14 protein-coding genes are annotated in these 15,359 nt (G+C 66.8%); 11 read left to right on the top strand and 3 right to left on the bottom strand.

Annotated features, from left to right (window positions below):
- Positions 1-19: 19 nt before the first annotated feature.
- A complete protein-coding gene (locus tag ORI27_RS08390; protein WP_407666243.1) occupies positions 20-2,830 on the bottom strand; it encodes an aconitate hydratase in 2,811 nt (936 codons plus the stop codon).
- Between the two features lie 190 nt (positions 2,831-3,020).
- Between ORI27_RS08390 and ORI27_RS08395 the strand changes: the two genes are divergently transcribed.
- The 9 genes from ORI27_RS08395 to ORI27_RS08435 all read left to right on the top strand — a co-directional run bounded on the left by ORI27_RS08395 (position 3,021) and on the right by ORI27_RS08435 (position 11,960).
- Positions 3,021-3,581, top strand: coding sequence for an Rv1476 family membrane protein (locus tag ORI27_RS08395; protein WP_265996167.1), 561 nt, complete (start codon positions 3,021-3,023; stop codon positions 3,579-3,581).
- 193 nt (positions 3,582-3,774) lie between these two features.
- Entirely contained in the window at positions 3,775-5,229 is a 1,455-nt protein-coding gene (gene ripA, locus ORI27_RS08400; RefSeq protein ID WP_265996166.1) for an NlpC/P60 family peptidoglycan endopeptidase RipA, read from the top strand.
- A 25-nt stretch (positions 5,230-5,254) separates the two neighbouring features.
- Positions 5,255-5,944, top strand: a complete 690-nt coding sequence (gene ripB / locus ORI27_RS08405; RefSeq protein WP_265996165.1) for an NlpC/P60 family peptidoglycan endopeptidase RipB — start codon at positions 5,255-5,257, stop codon at positions 5,942-5,944.
- Between the two features lie 130 nt (positions 5,945-6,074).
- Positions 6,075-7,193, top strand: coding sequence for a chaperone MoxR1 (moxR1, locus tag ORI27_RS08410; RefSeq protein WP_265996164.1), 1,119 nt, complete (start codon positions 6,075-6,077; stop codon positions 7,191-7,193).
- Positions 7,190-8,134 carry a DUF58 domain-containing protein gene (locus ORI27_RS08415; RefSeq protein WP_265996163.1) on the top strand — a complete coding sequence of 315 codons (945 nt, stop codon included), beginning with the start codon at positions 7,190-7,192 and terminating at the stop codon, positions 8,132-8,134. Before moxR1 ends, ORI27_RS08415 begins: the two co-directional genes overlap by 4 nt.
- Before the next feature lie 25 nt (positions 8,135-8,159).
- The gene (locus tag ORI27_RS08420) at positions 8,160-9,167 is read left to right on the top strand and encodes a VWA domain-containing protein (RefSeq protein ID WP_265996162.1); all 1,008 of its coding nucleotides are present in this window, start codon (positions 8,160-8,162) and stop codon (positions 9,165-9,167) included.
- A 133-nt stretch (positions 9,168-9,300) separates the two neighbouring features.
- Positions 9,301-10,065, top strand: a complete 765-nt coding sequence (gene fabG1 / locus ORI27_RS08425) for a 3-oxoacyl-ACP reductase FabG1 (protein WP_265996161.1) — start codon at positions 9,301-9,303, stop codon at positions 10,063-10,065.
- Between the two features lie 23 nt (positions 10,066-10,088).
- A complete protein-coding gene (inhA, locus tag ORI27_RS08430; protein ID WP_265996160.1) occupies positions 10,089-10,895 on the top strand; it encodes an NADH-dependent enoyl-ACP reductase InhA in 807 nt (268 codons plus the stop codon).
- Positions 10,896-10,904: 9 nt separating this feature from the next.
- Complete coding sequence (locus tag ORI27_RS08435; protein WP_265996159.1) at positions 10,905-11,960, top strand: ferrochelatase; 1,056 nt, start codon at positions 10,905-10,907, stop codon at positions 11,958-11,960.
- Here the strand turns inward: ORI27_RS08435 and ORI27_RS08440 are convergent.
- On the bottom strand, positions 11,929-12,789 hold the full coding sequence (locus ORI27_RS08440; RefSeq protein WP_265996158.1) for a hypothetical protein: 861 nt from the start codon (positions 12,787-12,789) through the stop codon (positions 11,929-11,931). The two genes, ORI27_RS08435 and ORI27_RS08440, sit on opposite strands and share 32 nt — an antisense overlap.
- 78 nt (positions 12,790-12,867) lie before the next feature.
- Here ORI27_RS08440 and ORI27_RS08445 point away from each other — a divergent pair, with 78 nt between their 5' ends.
- Both ORI27_RS08445 and ORI27_RS08450 read left to right on the top strand, forming a co-directional pair.
- Positions 12,868-13,302: an NfeD family protein gene (locus tag ORI27_RS08445; RefSeq protein ID WP_265996157.1), complete on the top strand. Its 435-nt coding sequence runs from the start codon at positions 12,868-12,870 to the stop codon at positions 13,300-13,302.
- Between the two features lie 11 nt (positions 13,303-13,313).
- Entirely contained in the window at positions 13,314-14,531 is a 1,218-nt protein-coding gene (locus ORI27_RS08450; protein WP_265996156.1) for an SPFH domain-containing protein, read from the top strand.
- Here ORI27_RS08450 and ORI27_RS08455 read toward each other — a convergent pair.
- Positions 14,528-15,235: a TVP38/TMEM64 family protein gene (locus ORI27_RS08455; protein ID WP_265996155.1), complete on the bottom strand. Its 708-nt coding sequence runs from the start codon at positions 15,233-15,235 to the stop codon at positions 14,528-14,530. The genes ORI27_RS08450 and ORI27_RS08455 overlap by 4 nt on opposite strands.
- Positions 15,236-15,359 lie beyond the last annotated feature (124 nt).

The raw sequence follows: 15,359 nt of genomic DNA on the forward strand, positions 1-15,359 counted from the left end.
TCTTGGTGACCGCGCTCGGCTAATCGGCCTGCAGCATGTTGCGCAGCACGTACTGCAGGATGCCGCCGTTGCGGTAGTAGTCGGCCTCGCCGGGGGTGTCGATGCGGACCACGGCGTCGAACTCGACAGTCCCGCCATCGGCCTTGGTGGCCTTGACGCGCACGGTCTTCGGTGTCTTGCCGTTGTTGAGTTCTTCGATCCCGGTGATGTCAAAGACCTCGGTGCCGTCCAGCTTGAGTGACGCCGCGGATTCTCCGGCGGGGAACTGCAGCGGGATCACGCCCATGCCGATCAGGTTGGACCGGTGGATGCGCTCGAAGGACTCGGTGATGACGGCGCGGACGCCCAACAGGCTGGTGCCCTTGGCCGCCCAGTCCCGCGAGGAACCGGAGCCGTATTCCTTGCCGCCCAGCACCACCAGCGGAGTGCCGGCTGCCTGGTAGTTCATCGAGGCGTCGTAGATGAACGCCTGCGGACCACCTTCCTGGGTGAAGTCGCGGGTGTAGCCGCCGGAGACATCGTCGAGCAGCTGGTTGCGCAACCGGATGTTGGCGAATGTGCCGCGGATCATCACCTCGTGGTTGCCGCGGCGCGAGCCCAGCGAGTTGAAGTCCTTGGGCTCGACGCCGTTGGCTTCCAGGTACTGCGCCGCCGGGGTGCCCTTCTTGATGCTGCCGGCCGGGCTGATGTGATCGGTGGTGACCGAATCGCCAAGCAGGGCAAGCACTCTGGCGCCTGTGATGTCCTTCACCGGATCAGGCGTGGCTGGCATGCCGTCGAAATAGGGCGCCTTGCGTACGTAGGTCGAAGCATCGTCCCACTCGAAGGTGTTGCCCTCCGGGGTGGGCAGCGCGCGCCAGCGGTCGTCGCCCTTGAAGACGTCGGCGTAGCTGGCGGTGAACATGTCCCGGTTGATCGAGGACGCGATGGTCTCTTGGATCTCGGCCGTTGTGGGCCAGATGTCCTTCAGGAACACGTCGTTGCCATCTTTGTCGGTACCCAGCGGATCCGATTCGAAGTCGAAGTCCATGGTGCCCGCGATCCCGTAGGCGATCACCAGCGGCGGGGACGCCAGGTAGTTCATCTTGACGTCGGGGGAGATGCGGCCCTCGAAGTTGCGGTTGCCCGAAAGCACCGCGGTGACCGACAGATCGTTGTCGTTGATGGCCTTGCTGATCTCATCGGGCAGCGGCCCGGTGTTGCCGATGCACGTGGTGCAGCCGTAGCCGCCCAGGTAGTACCCCAGCTTCTCCAGGTAGGGCCACAGCCCCGCCTTGTTGTAGTAGTCGGTGACCACCTGTGAACCGGGCGCCATGTTGGTCTTGACCCACGGCTTGGAGGTCAGCCCCTTCTCGACGGCCTTCTTCGCGAGCAACGCGGCGCCGAGCATCACCGACGGGTTGGAGGTGTTGGTGCACGAGGTGATACCGGCGACCACGACGGCACCGTGATCGAGCACGAATTCGCCGCGGTCCGCCGACTTGACGGTGACCGGCTTGCTCGGCCGGCCCTCGGCCCCGTTGGCCGCAGACGGGCGCGCGTCGACCGCACCGTCGTCGGCGAACGACAGCGACACCGGGTCGCTGGCCGGGAACGACTCCTCGACGGCTTCGTCGAGTTTGGTCTCGGGTGCCGGGTGGTTCTCTTCGACGTAGTTGTGGATGTCCTTGCGGAACGCGTTCTTGGCATCCGAGAGTTCGATGCGGTCCTGCGGGCGCTTCGGGCCGGCGATCGACGGCACGACCGTGGACAGGTCGAGTTCGAGGTACTCGGAAAACTTGGGCTCGTGCTTGGGGTCGTGCCACATGCCCTGTGCCTTGGCGTAGGCCTCGACGAGCGCGAGCTGCTCGTCGGTGCGCCCGGTCAGCCGCAGATAGCTGATGGTCTCCTCGTCGATCGGGAAAATCGCCGCGGTGGAACCGAACTCGGGGCTCATATTGCCCAGCGTGGCGCGGTTGGCCAGCGGCACCTCCGCGACGCCGTTGCCGTAGAACTCGACGAACTTGCCCACCACGCCGTGCTTGCGCAGCATGTCGGTGACGGTGAGCACCACGTCGGTCGCGGTCACGCCGGGTTTGATCTCACCGGTCAGCTTGAAACCGACGACGCGGGGGATGAGCATCGAGACCGGCTGGCCCAGCATCGCGGCCTCGGCCTCGATACCGCCGACGCCCCAGCCGAGTACGCCAAGGCCGTTTTCCATCGTGGTGTGGCTGTCGGTGCCGACGCAGGTGTCCGGGTACGCGACACCATTACGGGTCATCACCACGCGGGCCAGGTACTCGATGTTGACCTGGTGCACGATACCGGTGCCCGGCGGGACGACCTTGAAGTCGTCGAAGGCGCCCTGTCCCCAGCGCAGGAACTGGTAGCGCTCGCCGTTTCGCTCATATTCGAGCGCAACGTTCCTTTCGAACGCATCGGCTGTGCCGAAGACGTCCAGGATCACCGAGTGGTCGATCACCATCTCGGCGGGGGAGAGCGGGTTGACCTTGTCGGGGTCACCGCCCAGCGCGGACACGGCTTCCCGCATGGTGGCCAGGTCGACGATGCACGGGACGCCGGTGAAGTCCTGCATCAGCACACGGGCCGGGGTGAACTGGATCTCGATGCTGGGCTCGGCCGACGGATCCCAGTTGGCGATCGCCTGGATGTGGTCTTTGGTGATGTTCGCGCCGTCCTCGGTGCGCAACAGATTCTCGGCGAGCACCTTGAGGCTGTACGGAAGTTTGTCGGTGCCGGCGACCGCGTCGAGGCGGTAGATCTGGTAGCTGTTGTCGCCGACCTTCAGGGTGTCGCGCGCTCCAAACGAATTTAGTGAATCGCTCACATCAACTCCCGGCGTTGTCATCAATGTCGGCGGGCTGTGCCGACATTCGTCTCGGATACTAACAGTACGCTTGTCCTGCTATGCGGGCGGATCGGCGTCCGCGCGCGGCCAACGGTCCTGTGCTTCAGTCTTATCTCCTCCGGCGCGTGGTGCCACCCCGGGGTGGCGCGGCGAGGTACGGTTTTCGATTGTGACGATCCCGCCCGCGCCGACCTACATTCCGGTGGACGTGTGCAGCAGCGTCGGACTGGCGCCGTCGACTCCGCTCGATCAGTGCATGGCCGCGGTCAAGGCGGACGTCGCCGACGATGGCGTCGCCGCGCCTGCCGCCGACGCCGCCGGTCTGCAGAAGGTGGTCGCCGCGGCCCAGGGGCACGGGATCGACCTCAAGGTCGTCGTGATGCAGACCAGTCCGCCGATCGACACCCCCCTTCGTGATGTCGCCACCGAGATCGGTCAGGCCCATCCCGATGCCACGGTGTTGGTGCTCAGCCCGGGCTGGGCGGGGACGTACAGCACGGCCTATGACCGGGTGACGCTGGAGGCCGGCCAGGATGTGGCCAAGACGGCGGCCAATCCGGTGGTGGGTGCACAGGCTTTTGTCGACCAGTTGCAAACACCCGACTTTCCCTGGATGGGATTAACGATCACGCTTGTGATCGGAGTGGCCGTCGCGGCTGTTTTGACCCGAGTTCTGCAGCTTCGGGCCAAGCGCTCGCAAAATACCCAAACCCCGTCTGAGCAGGCATAACTGCCTTATCTGGCAAATCAATAAGATTACTTTTCGGCAACATCCCGTAAATGACAAACATGTAATTCTTGCCGGAAGTTTCCTCTGCGACAAATGTGACGTACGGTGCAACTGTCGCCATTGTTAATGATGTGACTGAAGTGACATCTGTTACTGGCGTGACTGCACGTGAAGCAGAGGAGACCAGGGTCACATGAGGGGTTCCCATCGCGGCTCTCTTACCCGGCCGGCCATCCGCATCGCCAAGCCGGTGGGTCCGTTGGCGCTCAGCATCGCCATGACGCTGAGCATTCCCGGATTCGCCCAGGCCGAGCCCGGGCCCGGCCCCAACACGATCGCCGGGCTGATCGCCGATGTCGCCGACGCCAACCAGCGGCTGCAGGACATCGGCGCCAAGGTGCAGGCCGAGCAGGAAAGCGTCAACAAAGCACTCGTCGACGTCCAGACCGCGCGCGACGCGGCGGCGGCGGCCCAGGACCAGGTCGATGCCAGCGCACAGGCGGTCTCCGACGCCAACGCGGCGATCGCCGACGCCCAGAAACGATTCGACGTCTTCGCCGCGGCGACCTACGTCAACGGGCCGTCGGCGTCGCTGGTGATGGCGACCAATCCCGAGGACATCATCTCCACCGCATCGGCGGGCCAGACGCTGGCGGCCAGCGCTGCGCAGGTGATGACCGACCTGCAGCGGGCCCGCACCGAGCAGATCAACAAGGAGTCGGCCGCCCGGCTGGCCAAGGAGAAGGCCGATCAGGCCGTCGCCGACGCCGAGGCCAGTCAGCAGTCGGCGGTCTCGGCGCTGACCGATGCGCAGAAGACCTTCGCCGACCAGCAGACCGAGATCGACCGGCTCGCCGCCGAACGCAAAACGGCTCAGGAGAAGCTCGACGCCGCCCGCCAGTCGTCGGTACCGGCGAATTCGCCTGCCGCCGTGCCGCAGTCGGCGGCGACCGGGCCCGCGACACCGGGGGATCGGTGGGATCCGGCCGCGCCGGGATCGTCGTCGGCGCCGTCGTCGGTGAAGGTGCCCTACGGCAAGGCCTCCGAATGGGATCTGACCCTGCCGGCGGTGCCCAGCGCCTTCGTCTCCGGCGACCCGATTCAGATCGTCAACGCCGTCCTGCAGATCGCGTCGTCCTCGCTGGACGCGACCAAGCAGATGGGCAAGAGCTTCCTGCAGAAGCTGGGCATCCTGAAGCCTGACGACACCGGAATCACCAACGGCGCGATTCCCTACGTGTACGGCTCGCAGGCCTCCGAGTACGTCATTCGCAGGGCCATGACCCAGATGGGTGTGCCCTATTCCTGGGGCGGTGGGACCGCCAACGGCCCCAGCAACGGAATCGACAGCGGCGCCGGAACGGTCGGATTCGACTGCTCCGGGCTGATTCTGTACGCGTTCGCCGGAGTTGGGATCAAACTGCCGCACTACTCGGGCTCGCAGTACAACATGGGCCGCAAGATCCCGTCGTCGCAGATGCGTCGCGGTGACGTGATCTTCTACGGCCCGGGCGGCAGCCAGCACGTGACGCTCTACCTGGGCCAGGGTCAGATGCTCGAGGCCCCCTACACCGGCTCGTCGGTGAAGATCTCGCCGGTGCGCACCAGCGGCATGACCCCCTACGTCGTGCGCTACATCGAATACTGACCCAGTTGTTCAGGAGCTTCTTCTAATGTCTCGCAACACTTCTCGACGACTCTTCGTCGGGACGGTCCTGACGGCACTGGCTCTGGGGCTGGGCGTGGCCAGCCCGGCGAATGCCGATCCGGGCCAGTGGGATCCGACGCTGCCCAAGATCCTGAGCGCGGGCGCCCCCGGTGACCCGGTCGCCATCGCCAACGCCTCGCTGCAAGCCACCCAGCAGGCCGCCCAGGCGACCATGGACCTGGGCCGCAGGTTCCTGGCCGGCCTGGGCTTCGGCGGATCGCCGTCGGCGCTGGCCGGTGGCCGGGTCCGCGGGCCGCAGGCCATCGAGTACGTGATCGCCCGGGGTGCCTCACAACGCGGCGTGCCCTACTCGTGGGGTGGTGGCGCGATCAACGGGCCCAGCACCGGCGTGGACGAGGACGCGGGCAAGGTCGGCTACGACTGCTCCGGTTTCACCCGCTATGCCTTCGCCGGCGTGGGGGTGCAGATCCCCAAGTACTCCGGGGACCAGTACAACGCCGGCCGACACATCCCGCCGTCGCAGGCCAAGCGCGGCGACCTGATCTTCTACGGACCGGGCGGCTCCCAGCACGTGGCGCTCTACCTGGGCAACGGTCAGATGCTCGAGGCGTCCTCGGCGGCCGGTCAGGTGACCGTCAGTCCGGTGCGCACCGCCGGCATGACGCCGTATCTGACGCGCATCATCGAGACCTAGCCGCTGCTCGACGCGGCCCACTGCTCGACGCGCCAGCGAAGGGGCACGTCGACGGATCACAGAACGCCTGGAATAGTTGTGTGCGGGTGTCAAGGTGCCCGATAAAACCAACAGCTCGTGGAGGAAGTCGATGACGTCACCAGGTGGGTCGCCCGCAGGCCCCGGATCGTTTGGCGGGCCGAGCGGAGCCCCGGCCTCCCCGCCGCCCGGCGGTAACGGTCTGGCCGGCGAGGTGCACACCCTGGAGCGGGCGATCTTCGAGGTCAAGCGCATCATCGTGGGCCAGGATCAGCTCGTTGAACGCATTCTGGTCGGGCTGCTGGCCAAGGGTCACGTCCTGCTGGAAGGTGTTCCCGGTGTCGCCAAGACGCTGGCCGTGGAGACCTTTGCCAAGGTGGTCGGCGGTACGTTCGCCCGCATCCAGTTCACCCCCGACCTGGTGCCCACCGACATCATCGGTACCCGGATCTACCGGCAGGGCCGCGAGGAGTTCGACATCGAACTCGGGCCCGTCGTGGTGAACTTCCTGCTCGCCGACGAGATCAACCGTGCCCCGGCAAAGGTGCAGTCGGCGCTACTGGAGGTCATGGCCGAGCGCAAGATCTCCATCGGCGGCAAGACCTATGAGCTGCCCAAGCCGTTCCTGGTGATGGCGACCCAGAACCCGATCGAGAACGAGGGCGTCTACCCGCTGCCGGAAGCGCAGCGTGACCGCTTCCTGTTCAAGATCAATGTGGACTACCCGTCGCCGGAGGAAGAACGCGAGATCATCTACCGGATGGGCGTCACCCCACCGGAGCCCAAGCAGATTCTCGAGACCGGCGACCTGCTGCGGCTGCAGAGTGTTGCCGCCAACAACTTCGTCCACCACGCGCTGGTGGACTATGTGGTCCGGGTGGTCACCGCCACCCGTCGCCCCGAGCAGTTCGGCATGAACGACGTCAAGGCCTGGGTGGCCTTCGGTGCCTCGCCGCGTGCGTCGCTGGGCATCATCGCCGCCGCGCGCGCCCTGGCGCTGGTCCGCGGCCGCGACTATGTCATCCCGCAGGATGCCATCGACGTCATCCCCGACGTGCTGCGTCACCGGCTGGTGCTGACCTACGACGCCCTCGCCGATGACATCAAGGCCGAGACGGTGATCAATCGGATCCTGCAGACGGTTGCGCTGCCCCAGGTCAATGCTGTTCCGCAGCAAGGGCATTCGGCCCCGCCGGTGGTTCCCGCCGGGGCAGGTGCCAACGCTCGGTGAGCGAGTCCGAAACTGTCCACCCGCCGTCGTTTCAGCGCGGTGAGATCGGTGACGCCAAGCTGTCGGCGGCGCTGCGCACGCTCGAACTCACGGTCAAGCGCAAGCTCGACGGGGTGCTGCACGGCAACCATCTCGGCCTGATCCCCGGCCCCGGATCCGAACCGGGGGAGTCGCGGCTCTACCAGCCCGGCGACGACGTGCGCCGGATGGACTGGTCGGTGACCGCCCGTACCACCCATCCGCACGTTCGGCAGATGATCGCCGACCGCGAGTTGGAGACCTGGCTGGTGGTCGACATGTCGGCCAGCCTGGACTTCGGCACCACCGGTTGCGAGAAACGCGATCTGGCCGTCGCCGCCGCGGCCGCCATTACCTACCTCAACAGCGGTGGCGGCAACCGGATCGGCGCGCTGGTGGCCAACGGGGACTCGATCGTGCGGGTGCCCGCGCGGTCCGGACGCCAGCACGAACAGAGTCTGCTGCGTGCCATCGCGACGGCGCCGCGGGCGCCGCAGGGAGTGCGCGGCGATCTGGCCGCCGCCATCGACGCCCTGCGCCGGCCCGAACGCCGCCGTGGGATGGCCGTCGTGATCAGCGACTTCCTCGGCCCGATCAACTGGATGCGTCCGCTGCGGGCCATCGCCGCCCGACACGAGGTTCTGGGTATCGAGGTGCTCGACCCCCGTGACATCGAACTGCCGCCGGTCGGCGACGTGATCCTGCAGGACACCGAGTCCGGGGTCACCCGCGAGTTCACCATCGACGCGCAGTTGCGCGACGACTTCGCCCGCGCCGCCGCGGCGCACCGCGAGGAGGTCGCGCGCACCCTTCGCCGCTGCGACGCTCCGTTGATGACCCTGCGCACCGACCGCGACTGGATCGCCGACATCGTGCGATTCGTCGCGTCCCGTCGCCGCGGCGCCCTGGCGGGCAGCCAATAAGCAACACCGATATGACAGGTCTGCTATGACATTGCCGTTGCTGGGGCCGATGACGCTGTCCGGCTTCACCCATCCGTGGTTCTTCCTGTTCCTGCTCGTCATCGCGGGACTGGTCGGGCTCTACATCGTCGTGCAGTACGCGCGCGAGAAGCGCATCCTGCGGTTCGCCAACATGGAACTGCTGGAAAGTGTTGCGCCCAAACGGCCCACCCGCTGGCGGCATCTGTCGGCGATTCTGTTGGTCGCCTCACTGGTCTTGTTGACCATCGCGATGGCCGGCCCGACCCACGACGTGCGCATCCCGCGCAATCGCGCGGTGGTCATGCTGACCATCGACGTCTCCCAGTCGATGCGTGCCACCGACGTCGAGCCCAGCCGGCTGGCGGCTGCGCAAGAGGCCGCCAAGCAGTTCGCCGATCAACTCACTCCCGGGATCAACCTGGGCCTGATCGCCTATGCGGGCACGGCCACGGTCCTGGTGTCGCCGACTACCAACCGTGAAGCGACCAAGAACGCGATCGATAAATTGCAGCTGGCAGACCGCACCGCCACCGGTGAGGCGATCTTCACCGCGTTGCAGGCCATTGCGACCGTCGGCGCCGTGATCGGGGGCGGGGACGCCCCGCCGCCGGCCCGGATCGTGCTGATGTCGGACGGTAAAGAAACCGTGCCGTCCAACCCGGACAACCCCAAGGGGGCTTTCACCGCTGCCCGCACGGCCAAGGACCAGGGGGTGCCCATCTCGACGGTGTCCTTCGGCACCCCGTACGGCTATGTCGAGATCAACGACCAGCGCCAACCGGTTCCGGTGGACGACGACATGCTGAAGAAGATCGCGGACCTCTCCGGCGGCAATGCCTACACCGCATCGAGCCTGCAGCAGCTCAAGGAGGTCTTCACCTCCCTGCAGGACCAGATCGGCTACGAGACCATCAGGGGCGAGGCCAGCACCGGCTGGCTGCGGCTGGGCGCGTTGGTGTTGGCCGTCGCGGCGCTGGCCGCGCTGCTGATCAACCGTCGCCTGCCCGGCTGATCTCTCTTCCATTGCGCCCAAACCGACAAACCGTTGCGAAAGTGCGAGAAACCGCCGACAAAACGTCGAACTCGGCGCGCGGGCGACACCGGCGATTTCGGTGCGGCCGACGGCAGACAGTAAGTTGACCGACATGACCGATACCGACATCGCTGAATCGGCCGGCGTCGCAGCGGCCGTGAAACCCCCGTTTGTCCCCCGTTCGGTGCTGGTCACCGGTGGAAACCGGGGCATCGGGCTGGCGATCGCCCGGCGGCTGGCCGCCGACGGTCACAAGGTGGCCGTCACCCACCGCGGCTCGGGTGCGCCCGAGGGGCTGTTCGGCGTCGTGTGTGATGTCACCGACAGTGCGGCCGTTGACCGGGCCTTCAAAGAGGTCGAGGAACATCAGGGTCCGGTCGAGGTGCTGGTGTCCAACGCGGGCATCTCTCAGGACGCGTTCCTCATCCGGATGACCGAGGAGCGATTCGAGAACGTCATCAACGCCAACCTCACCGGGGCGTTCCGGGTAGCCCAGCGTGCGTCACGCAGCATGCAGCGCAAGCGGTTCGGCCGGATCATCTTCATCGGATCGGTCTCGGGCATGTGGGGCATCGGCAACCAGTCCAACTATGCGGCCGCCAAGGCGGGCCTGATCGGCATGGCCCGCTCGATCTCCCGGGAACTGTCCAAGGCCGGGGTCACCGCGAACGTGGTGGCGCCGGGCTATATCGACACCGAGATGACCCGAGCGCTCGACGAGCGGATCCAGGAGGGTGCTCTGGACTTCATCCCCGCCAAGCGGGTCGGGACCGCCGAGGAAGTCGCCGGGGCGGTCAGCTTTCTGGCATCCGAGGATGCCAGCTACATCGCCGGTGCGGTCATCCCGGTCGACGGCGGCATGGGTATGGGGCACTAGGGAAAAGGACGAGAGGGCTTCACATGACACTTTTGCAAGGCAAACGAATCCTCGTCACGGGGATCATCACCGACAGCTCGATCGCGTTCCACATCGCCAAGGTCGCGCAGGAGGCCGGCGCCGAACTGGTGCTCACCGGATTCGATCGGATGAAGCTGATCCAGCGGATCGCCGACCGGCTGCCCAACCCGGCACCTCTGATCGAACTCGACGTCCAGAACGAAAAGCATTTGGACACCCTGGCCGACCGGATCGCCGCCGAAATCGGCGAGGGCAACAAGCTCGACGGTGTGGTGCACTCCATCGGTTTCATGCCGCAGACCGGGATGGGCGTCAACCCCTTCTTCGACGCGCCGTACGAGGATGTCGCCAAGGGCATCCACATCTCGGCCTTCTCCTACGCCTCACTGGCCAAGGCCGTACTGCCCATCATGAACCCCGGTGGCGGCATCGTCGGTATGGACTTCGACCCCACCCGCGCGATGCCGGCCTACAACTGGATGACCGTCGCCAAGAGTGCGCTGGAGTCGGTCAACCGGTTCGTCGCGCGCGAAGCGGGCAAGGTCGGCGTCCGGTCGAATCTCGTTGCCGCCGGCCCGATCCGAACCCTGGCGATGAGCGCGATCGTCGGCGGAGCGCTCGGCGAGGAGGCCGGTGCGCAGATGCAGCTGCTCGAAGAGGGCTGGGACCAGCGCGCGCCGCTGGGCTGGAATATGAAGGACCCGACGCCGGTCGCCAAGACCGTGTGCGCCCTGCTGTCGGACTGGCTACCGGCTACCACCGGCACCATCATCTTTGCCGACGGTGGCGCCAGCACGCAGTTGCTCTAGAAGGACTTCGTGCCCACCTCGTTTGATGCGCTCCTGGTGCTCTCCTTCGGCGGGCCGGAGGGCCCCGACCAGGTGATGCCGTTCCTGGAGAACGTCACTCGCGGTCGCGGCATCCCACCGGAGCGGTTGGCGGCCGTCGCCGAGCATTACCTGCATTTCGGCGGGGTATCCCCGATCAACGGGATCAACCGCGCCCTGATCGACGAGATCCGCGCCGAGCTCGCCGACCGCGGCGAGCACCTACCGGTCTACTTCGGCAACCGAAACTGGCATCCGCTCGTCGAAGACACCGTCGCCACAATGGCTTCCGACGGTGTGCGGCGCGCCGCGGTGTTCGCCACCTCGGCGTGGGGCGGCTACTCCGGCTGCGCGCAGTACCAGGAGGATATCGTCCGCGCCCGAGCCGCCGTCGGAGACGGTGCCCCCGAATTGGTGAAGCTGCGCCAGTTCTTCGACCATCCGTTGCTGGTGGCTATGTTTGCCGACGCCATCGCGGCCGCCGCCGCGGCCCTGCCGGAACCGTTGCGCGCTGACGCCAGGCTGGTTTTCACCGCCCATTCGATACCGGTGCGCGCCGCGGACCGGTGCGGACCTGGCCTGTACGCCCGCCAGGTTCGATACGCCGCAGGCCTGGTCGCCGCCGCGGCCGGCTACTCCGACTATGACGTGGTCTGGCAGTCCCGATCTGGTCCGCCTCAGGTTCCGTGGCTGGAACCCGATGTCGCAGAACATCTCTCGGCCCTAGCTGAATCGGGATGTGAGGCCGTGCTGGTTTGTCCGGTCGGGTTCGTCTCGGATCACATCGAGGTGGTGTGGGATCTGGACAACGAACTGCGTGAGCAGGCCGACCAACTCGGTATCGCGCTGGCCCGTGCGTCGACGCTCAACGCCCAGCGTCGCTTCGCCCAGTTGGTCCTCGACCTCCTCGACGCGGCGCGCGACGGTCGCGATCCCGCGAAGATGGTTGGTGCCCAGCCGGTTCCGGGTTACGGGTCGAGCGTCAACGGCCAGCTGTGCACCACCGAATGTGTGGTCAGTGCCAGGCCGAGTGCAGGATCGCGATGACCGCGGCGACCCGTGCCGAGCGCACGACCGACGCGAGCGGCCGTAACGCGTCGTTGGCGATCTGAGCCTCCGACGCGCTCTGTGTGCCGATCGGCATCAGTCCCGAGCTCACCGAGATGATCGCGTCCACGTGTGCGGCGTTTTCCAGTACCCGAAGCGCGCGGGTTGGGGCGTGATCGGGGGCGCGGTGGTGCCTGCCGGTTTCGAGCAGCTGCTCGACGAGCCCCCGTGGATCGTCGATACCGCCCGCGGCGCCGAGTTGCAGGGCGCCCAGCGCCTCGGCGGCCGACCGCACCGCCGAACGCAGGGTGTATTCGGCGTCGCCGAGGTCGGTGTGGTCGATGACCGGGCCGGTCGGAAGGGAATACACCGTCCACGACAGCGCGTACAGCTCCGGCACCCGGTCGCCGTCGGGCAACTCGTCGTCGGCATCGTCGTATTCGAAGTCGGGAACCAGGCCGATGGTGTCCCCGGCGGGGCTGGTGACGATGATCGCCTCGCCCGAGGCCAGGGCGTCGCGCTGAAACTGGGTTCCGGCAGCCAGGCCGCGAACGTCGCCGGGAACCGGCAGCGCGACGCTGATCGCGGGGGGCCGGGCATCGTTCGATCGGCCGGCAACGGTCCGCAGCGTCTGCAGCAGCGACACCGCGCCCGCGTCGTCGACGTCCGGCCAGGGCAGGCCGGTGTGTCCGGCTGCCACGGCATCATAGGCGGTCACCGAATGCGTTGGCGCCCAGGTCGATAACGCGTCAAGGACGTCGTCGGGCGCGGCTTGGCCGGCGAGCCAGGCGTTGGCCCACACGGCCAGCGAAACACTTGGGCACCACATGATGCACGCAGTGTAGTGGTTCCACCTCGAACCGGCTTTCTGCGACCGCCCCGCGGTTTGCCGCGATATCCTGATCTCATGCCCGCGGCGCTGATCTGGCTCGTGTTCGCGCTGGGCCTTGCCGGTGCCGAGGCACTGACCGGCGACATGTTCCTGTTGATGCTGTCCGGCGGTGCGCTGGCCGCCGCCGGTTCCAGTTGGCTGCTGGACCTGCCGGTGTGGGCCGACGGGGCGGTATTCCTGGTGGTTTCGGTGCTGCTACTGGCGCTGGTGCGCCCGGCGCTGCGTCGCAAGTTCGCCGCGGGTAAGGGATTGCCCGAGCCGGTCAAAGCGCTGGAGGGCAAGAATGCGCTGGTGCTGGACCGGGTGTCCCAGCATGAAGGCCAGGTGAAACTCGACGGCGAAATCTGGACGGCTCGCCCCTACAACGACCACGATGTTTATGAGCCGGGCGACCACGTGACCGTCATGCACATCGATGGCGCCACCGCCGTCGTCTGGAAGAACGGCTAAGGAGAACAGTCATGGACGGTGCCATCGCCGGTTTGGTCCTACTCGCGGTGCTGGTGATCTTCGCGATCATCGTCGTCGCCAAGTCGGTCGCCCTGATCCCACAGGCCGAGGCGGCCGTCATCGAAAGGCTGGGGCGCTACAGCAAGACCGTCTCCGGGCAGCTCACCCTGCTGATCCCGTTCATCGACAAGGTCCGTGCCCGGGTAGACCTGCGTGAGCGGGTGGTGTCCTTTCCGCCGCAACCGGTGATCACCGAGGACAACCTGACGGTCAACATCGACACGGTGGTGTACTTCCAGGTCACCAATCCGCAGGCCGCGGTCTATCAGATCAGCAATTACATCGTCGGTGTGGAGCAGCTGACCACCACCACGCTGCGCAACGTGGTCGGCGGTATGACTCTCGAGCAGACCCTGACAAGTCGTGACCAGATCAACGGGCAGCTGCGCGGTGTGCTCGATGAAGCCACCGGCCGCTGGGGACTTCGGGTAGCCCGGGTGGAGCTGCGCAGTATCGACCCGCCGCCGTCCATCCAGGACTCGATGGAAAAGCAGATGCGCGCCGACCGGGAGAAGCGCGCGATGATCCTCACCGCCGAAGGCAGCAGGGAGGCCTCGATCAAGCAGGCCGAAGGCCAGAAGCAGGCACAGATTCTGGCCGCCGAAGGCGCCAAGCAAGCGGCGATCCTGGCTGCCGAGGCGGACCGGCAATCCCGGATTCTGCGGGCCCAGGGCGAGCGTGCCGCCTCCTACCTGCAGGCCCAGGGTCAGGCGAAGGCCATCGAGAAGACCTTCGCCGCGATCAAGGCGGGCCGGCCGACGCCGGAGATGCTGGCGTATCAGTACCTGCAGACGCTGCCGCAGATGGCCAGAGGCGAGGCCAACAAGGTGTGGTTGGTACCCAGCGACTTCGGCTCGGCCCTGCAGGGATTCACCAAGCTGCTCGGCGCCCCGGGCGAGGACGGGGTGTTCCGGTACACACCGTCGCCCGTCGACGAAACGCCACCCAAAGCCGATGACGACGCCGATGAGGTTGCCGACTGGTTCGACACCAAGACCGACCCGGCGATCGCCGAGGCGGTGGCCGACGCACGCACATCGGTTGACGACCTTGCCCCGCCGGCCCAACCGAGCCTGGCGCCCAGGCGTGAATACCCGCCGTTGTCCGAGCAGCAGGCCCCGCCGTCGCAGTACGCCCCGGAGCCGCCCGGCGCCCACCGCGCCACCTAGCCGGTCCGGTGGTGCCGCCGGTGCACCCGCACCTCGTAGACCAGCCCGGCGACGCCCACGGCCGCGGTGCACACCGACACCAGCACCAGCAGCGGACTGATGTTGCCGGTGAGCGCGTCGCCGAGAAACACCACGGCGGAGGTGCCGGGTATCAGACCGGCCAGTGTCGCCCACAGGTAGGGCAGGACTCGGACGGCCGATGCTCCGGCGGCGTAGTTGAGCACCGAGAACGGCACGGCGGGAATCATCCGGAGCGAGAAGATCGCCTGCCAGCCGCGCGCCCGCAACCGGGCGTCGACCGACGCCACCGCCGGATGGCTGATCAGCTTGCTGACCTGCCATCCCAGCGCCCGGACCAGCAGCAGCGCGATGAGTGCGCTCAGGGTGCTCGCGACCACGGCGATCGCCACGCCCAGGGCGGGGCCGAACAGCAGGCCGGCCGCCAGCGTGAACGCGGTGCGGGGGAATGGGAACACCGTGACCACGGTGTGTGCTCCGAGGAATGCCAGTGGGAACCAGGCTCCCAGTGATGTCGCCCAGTCCCGAAGCTGTACGGCGGTCGGTAGTGGCACCAGCAGCACGACTGCGACGAGAATCACACTGGCGATCGCGGTGACGACGATGCGCGTCCGGGATACCTGGCGCGCTGTGGAGACCACCGCTGAGCTCACGCTGCGCAACGTGCTGCGGGTCTTCGACGTCACGTTTAGCAAGATTACGGGCAGGTTGTGACGCTCCCCGGGACGAGAGGCGAATTCCGGGGTCGGCGCGCGCACTCGGCGACGTCAGGCCCGAGGCCATCATTTAGCCTGATGGTTTGATGGCGTT

Source organism: Mycobacterium pinniadriaticum, assembly GCF_026242045.1.
GTDB classification, from domain to species: Bacteria; Actinomycetota; Actinomycetes; order Mycobacteriales; family Mycobacteriaceae; genus Mycobacterium; species Mycobacterium pinniadriaticum.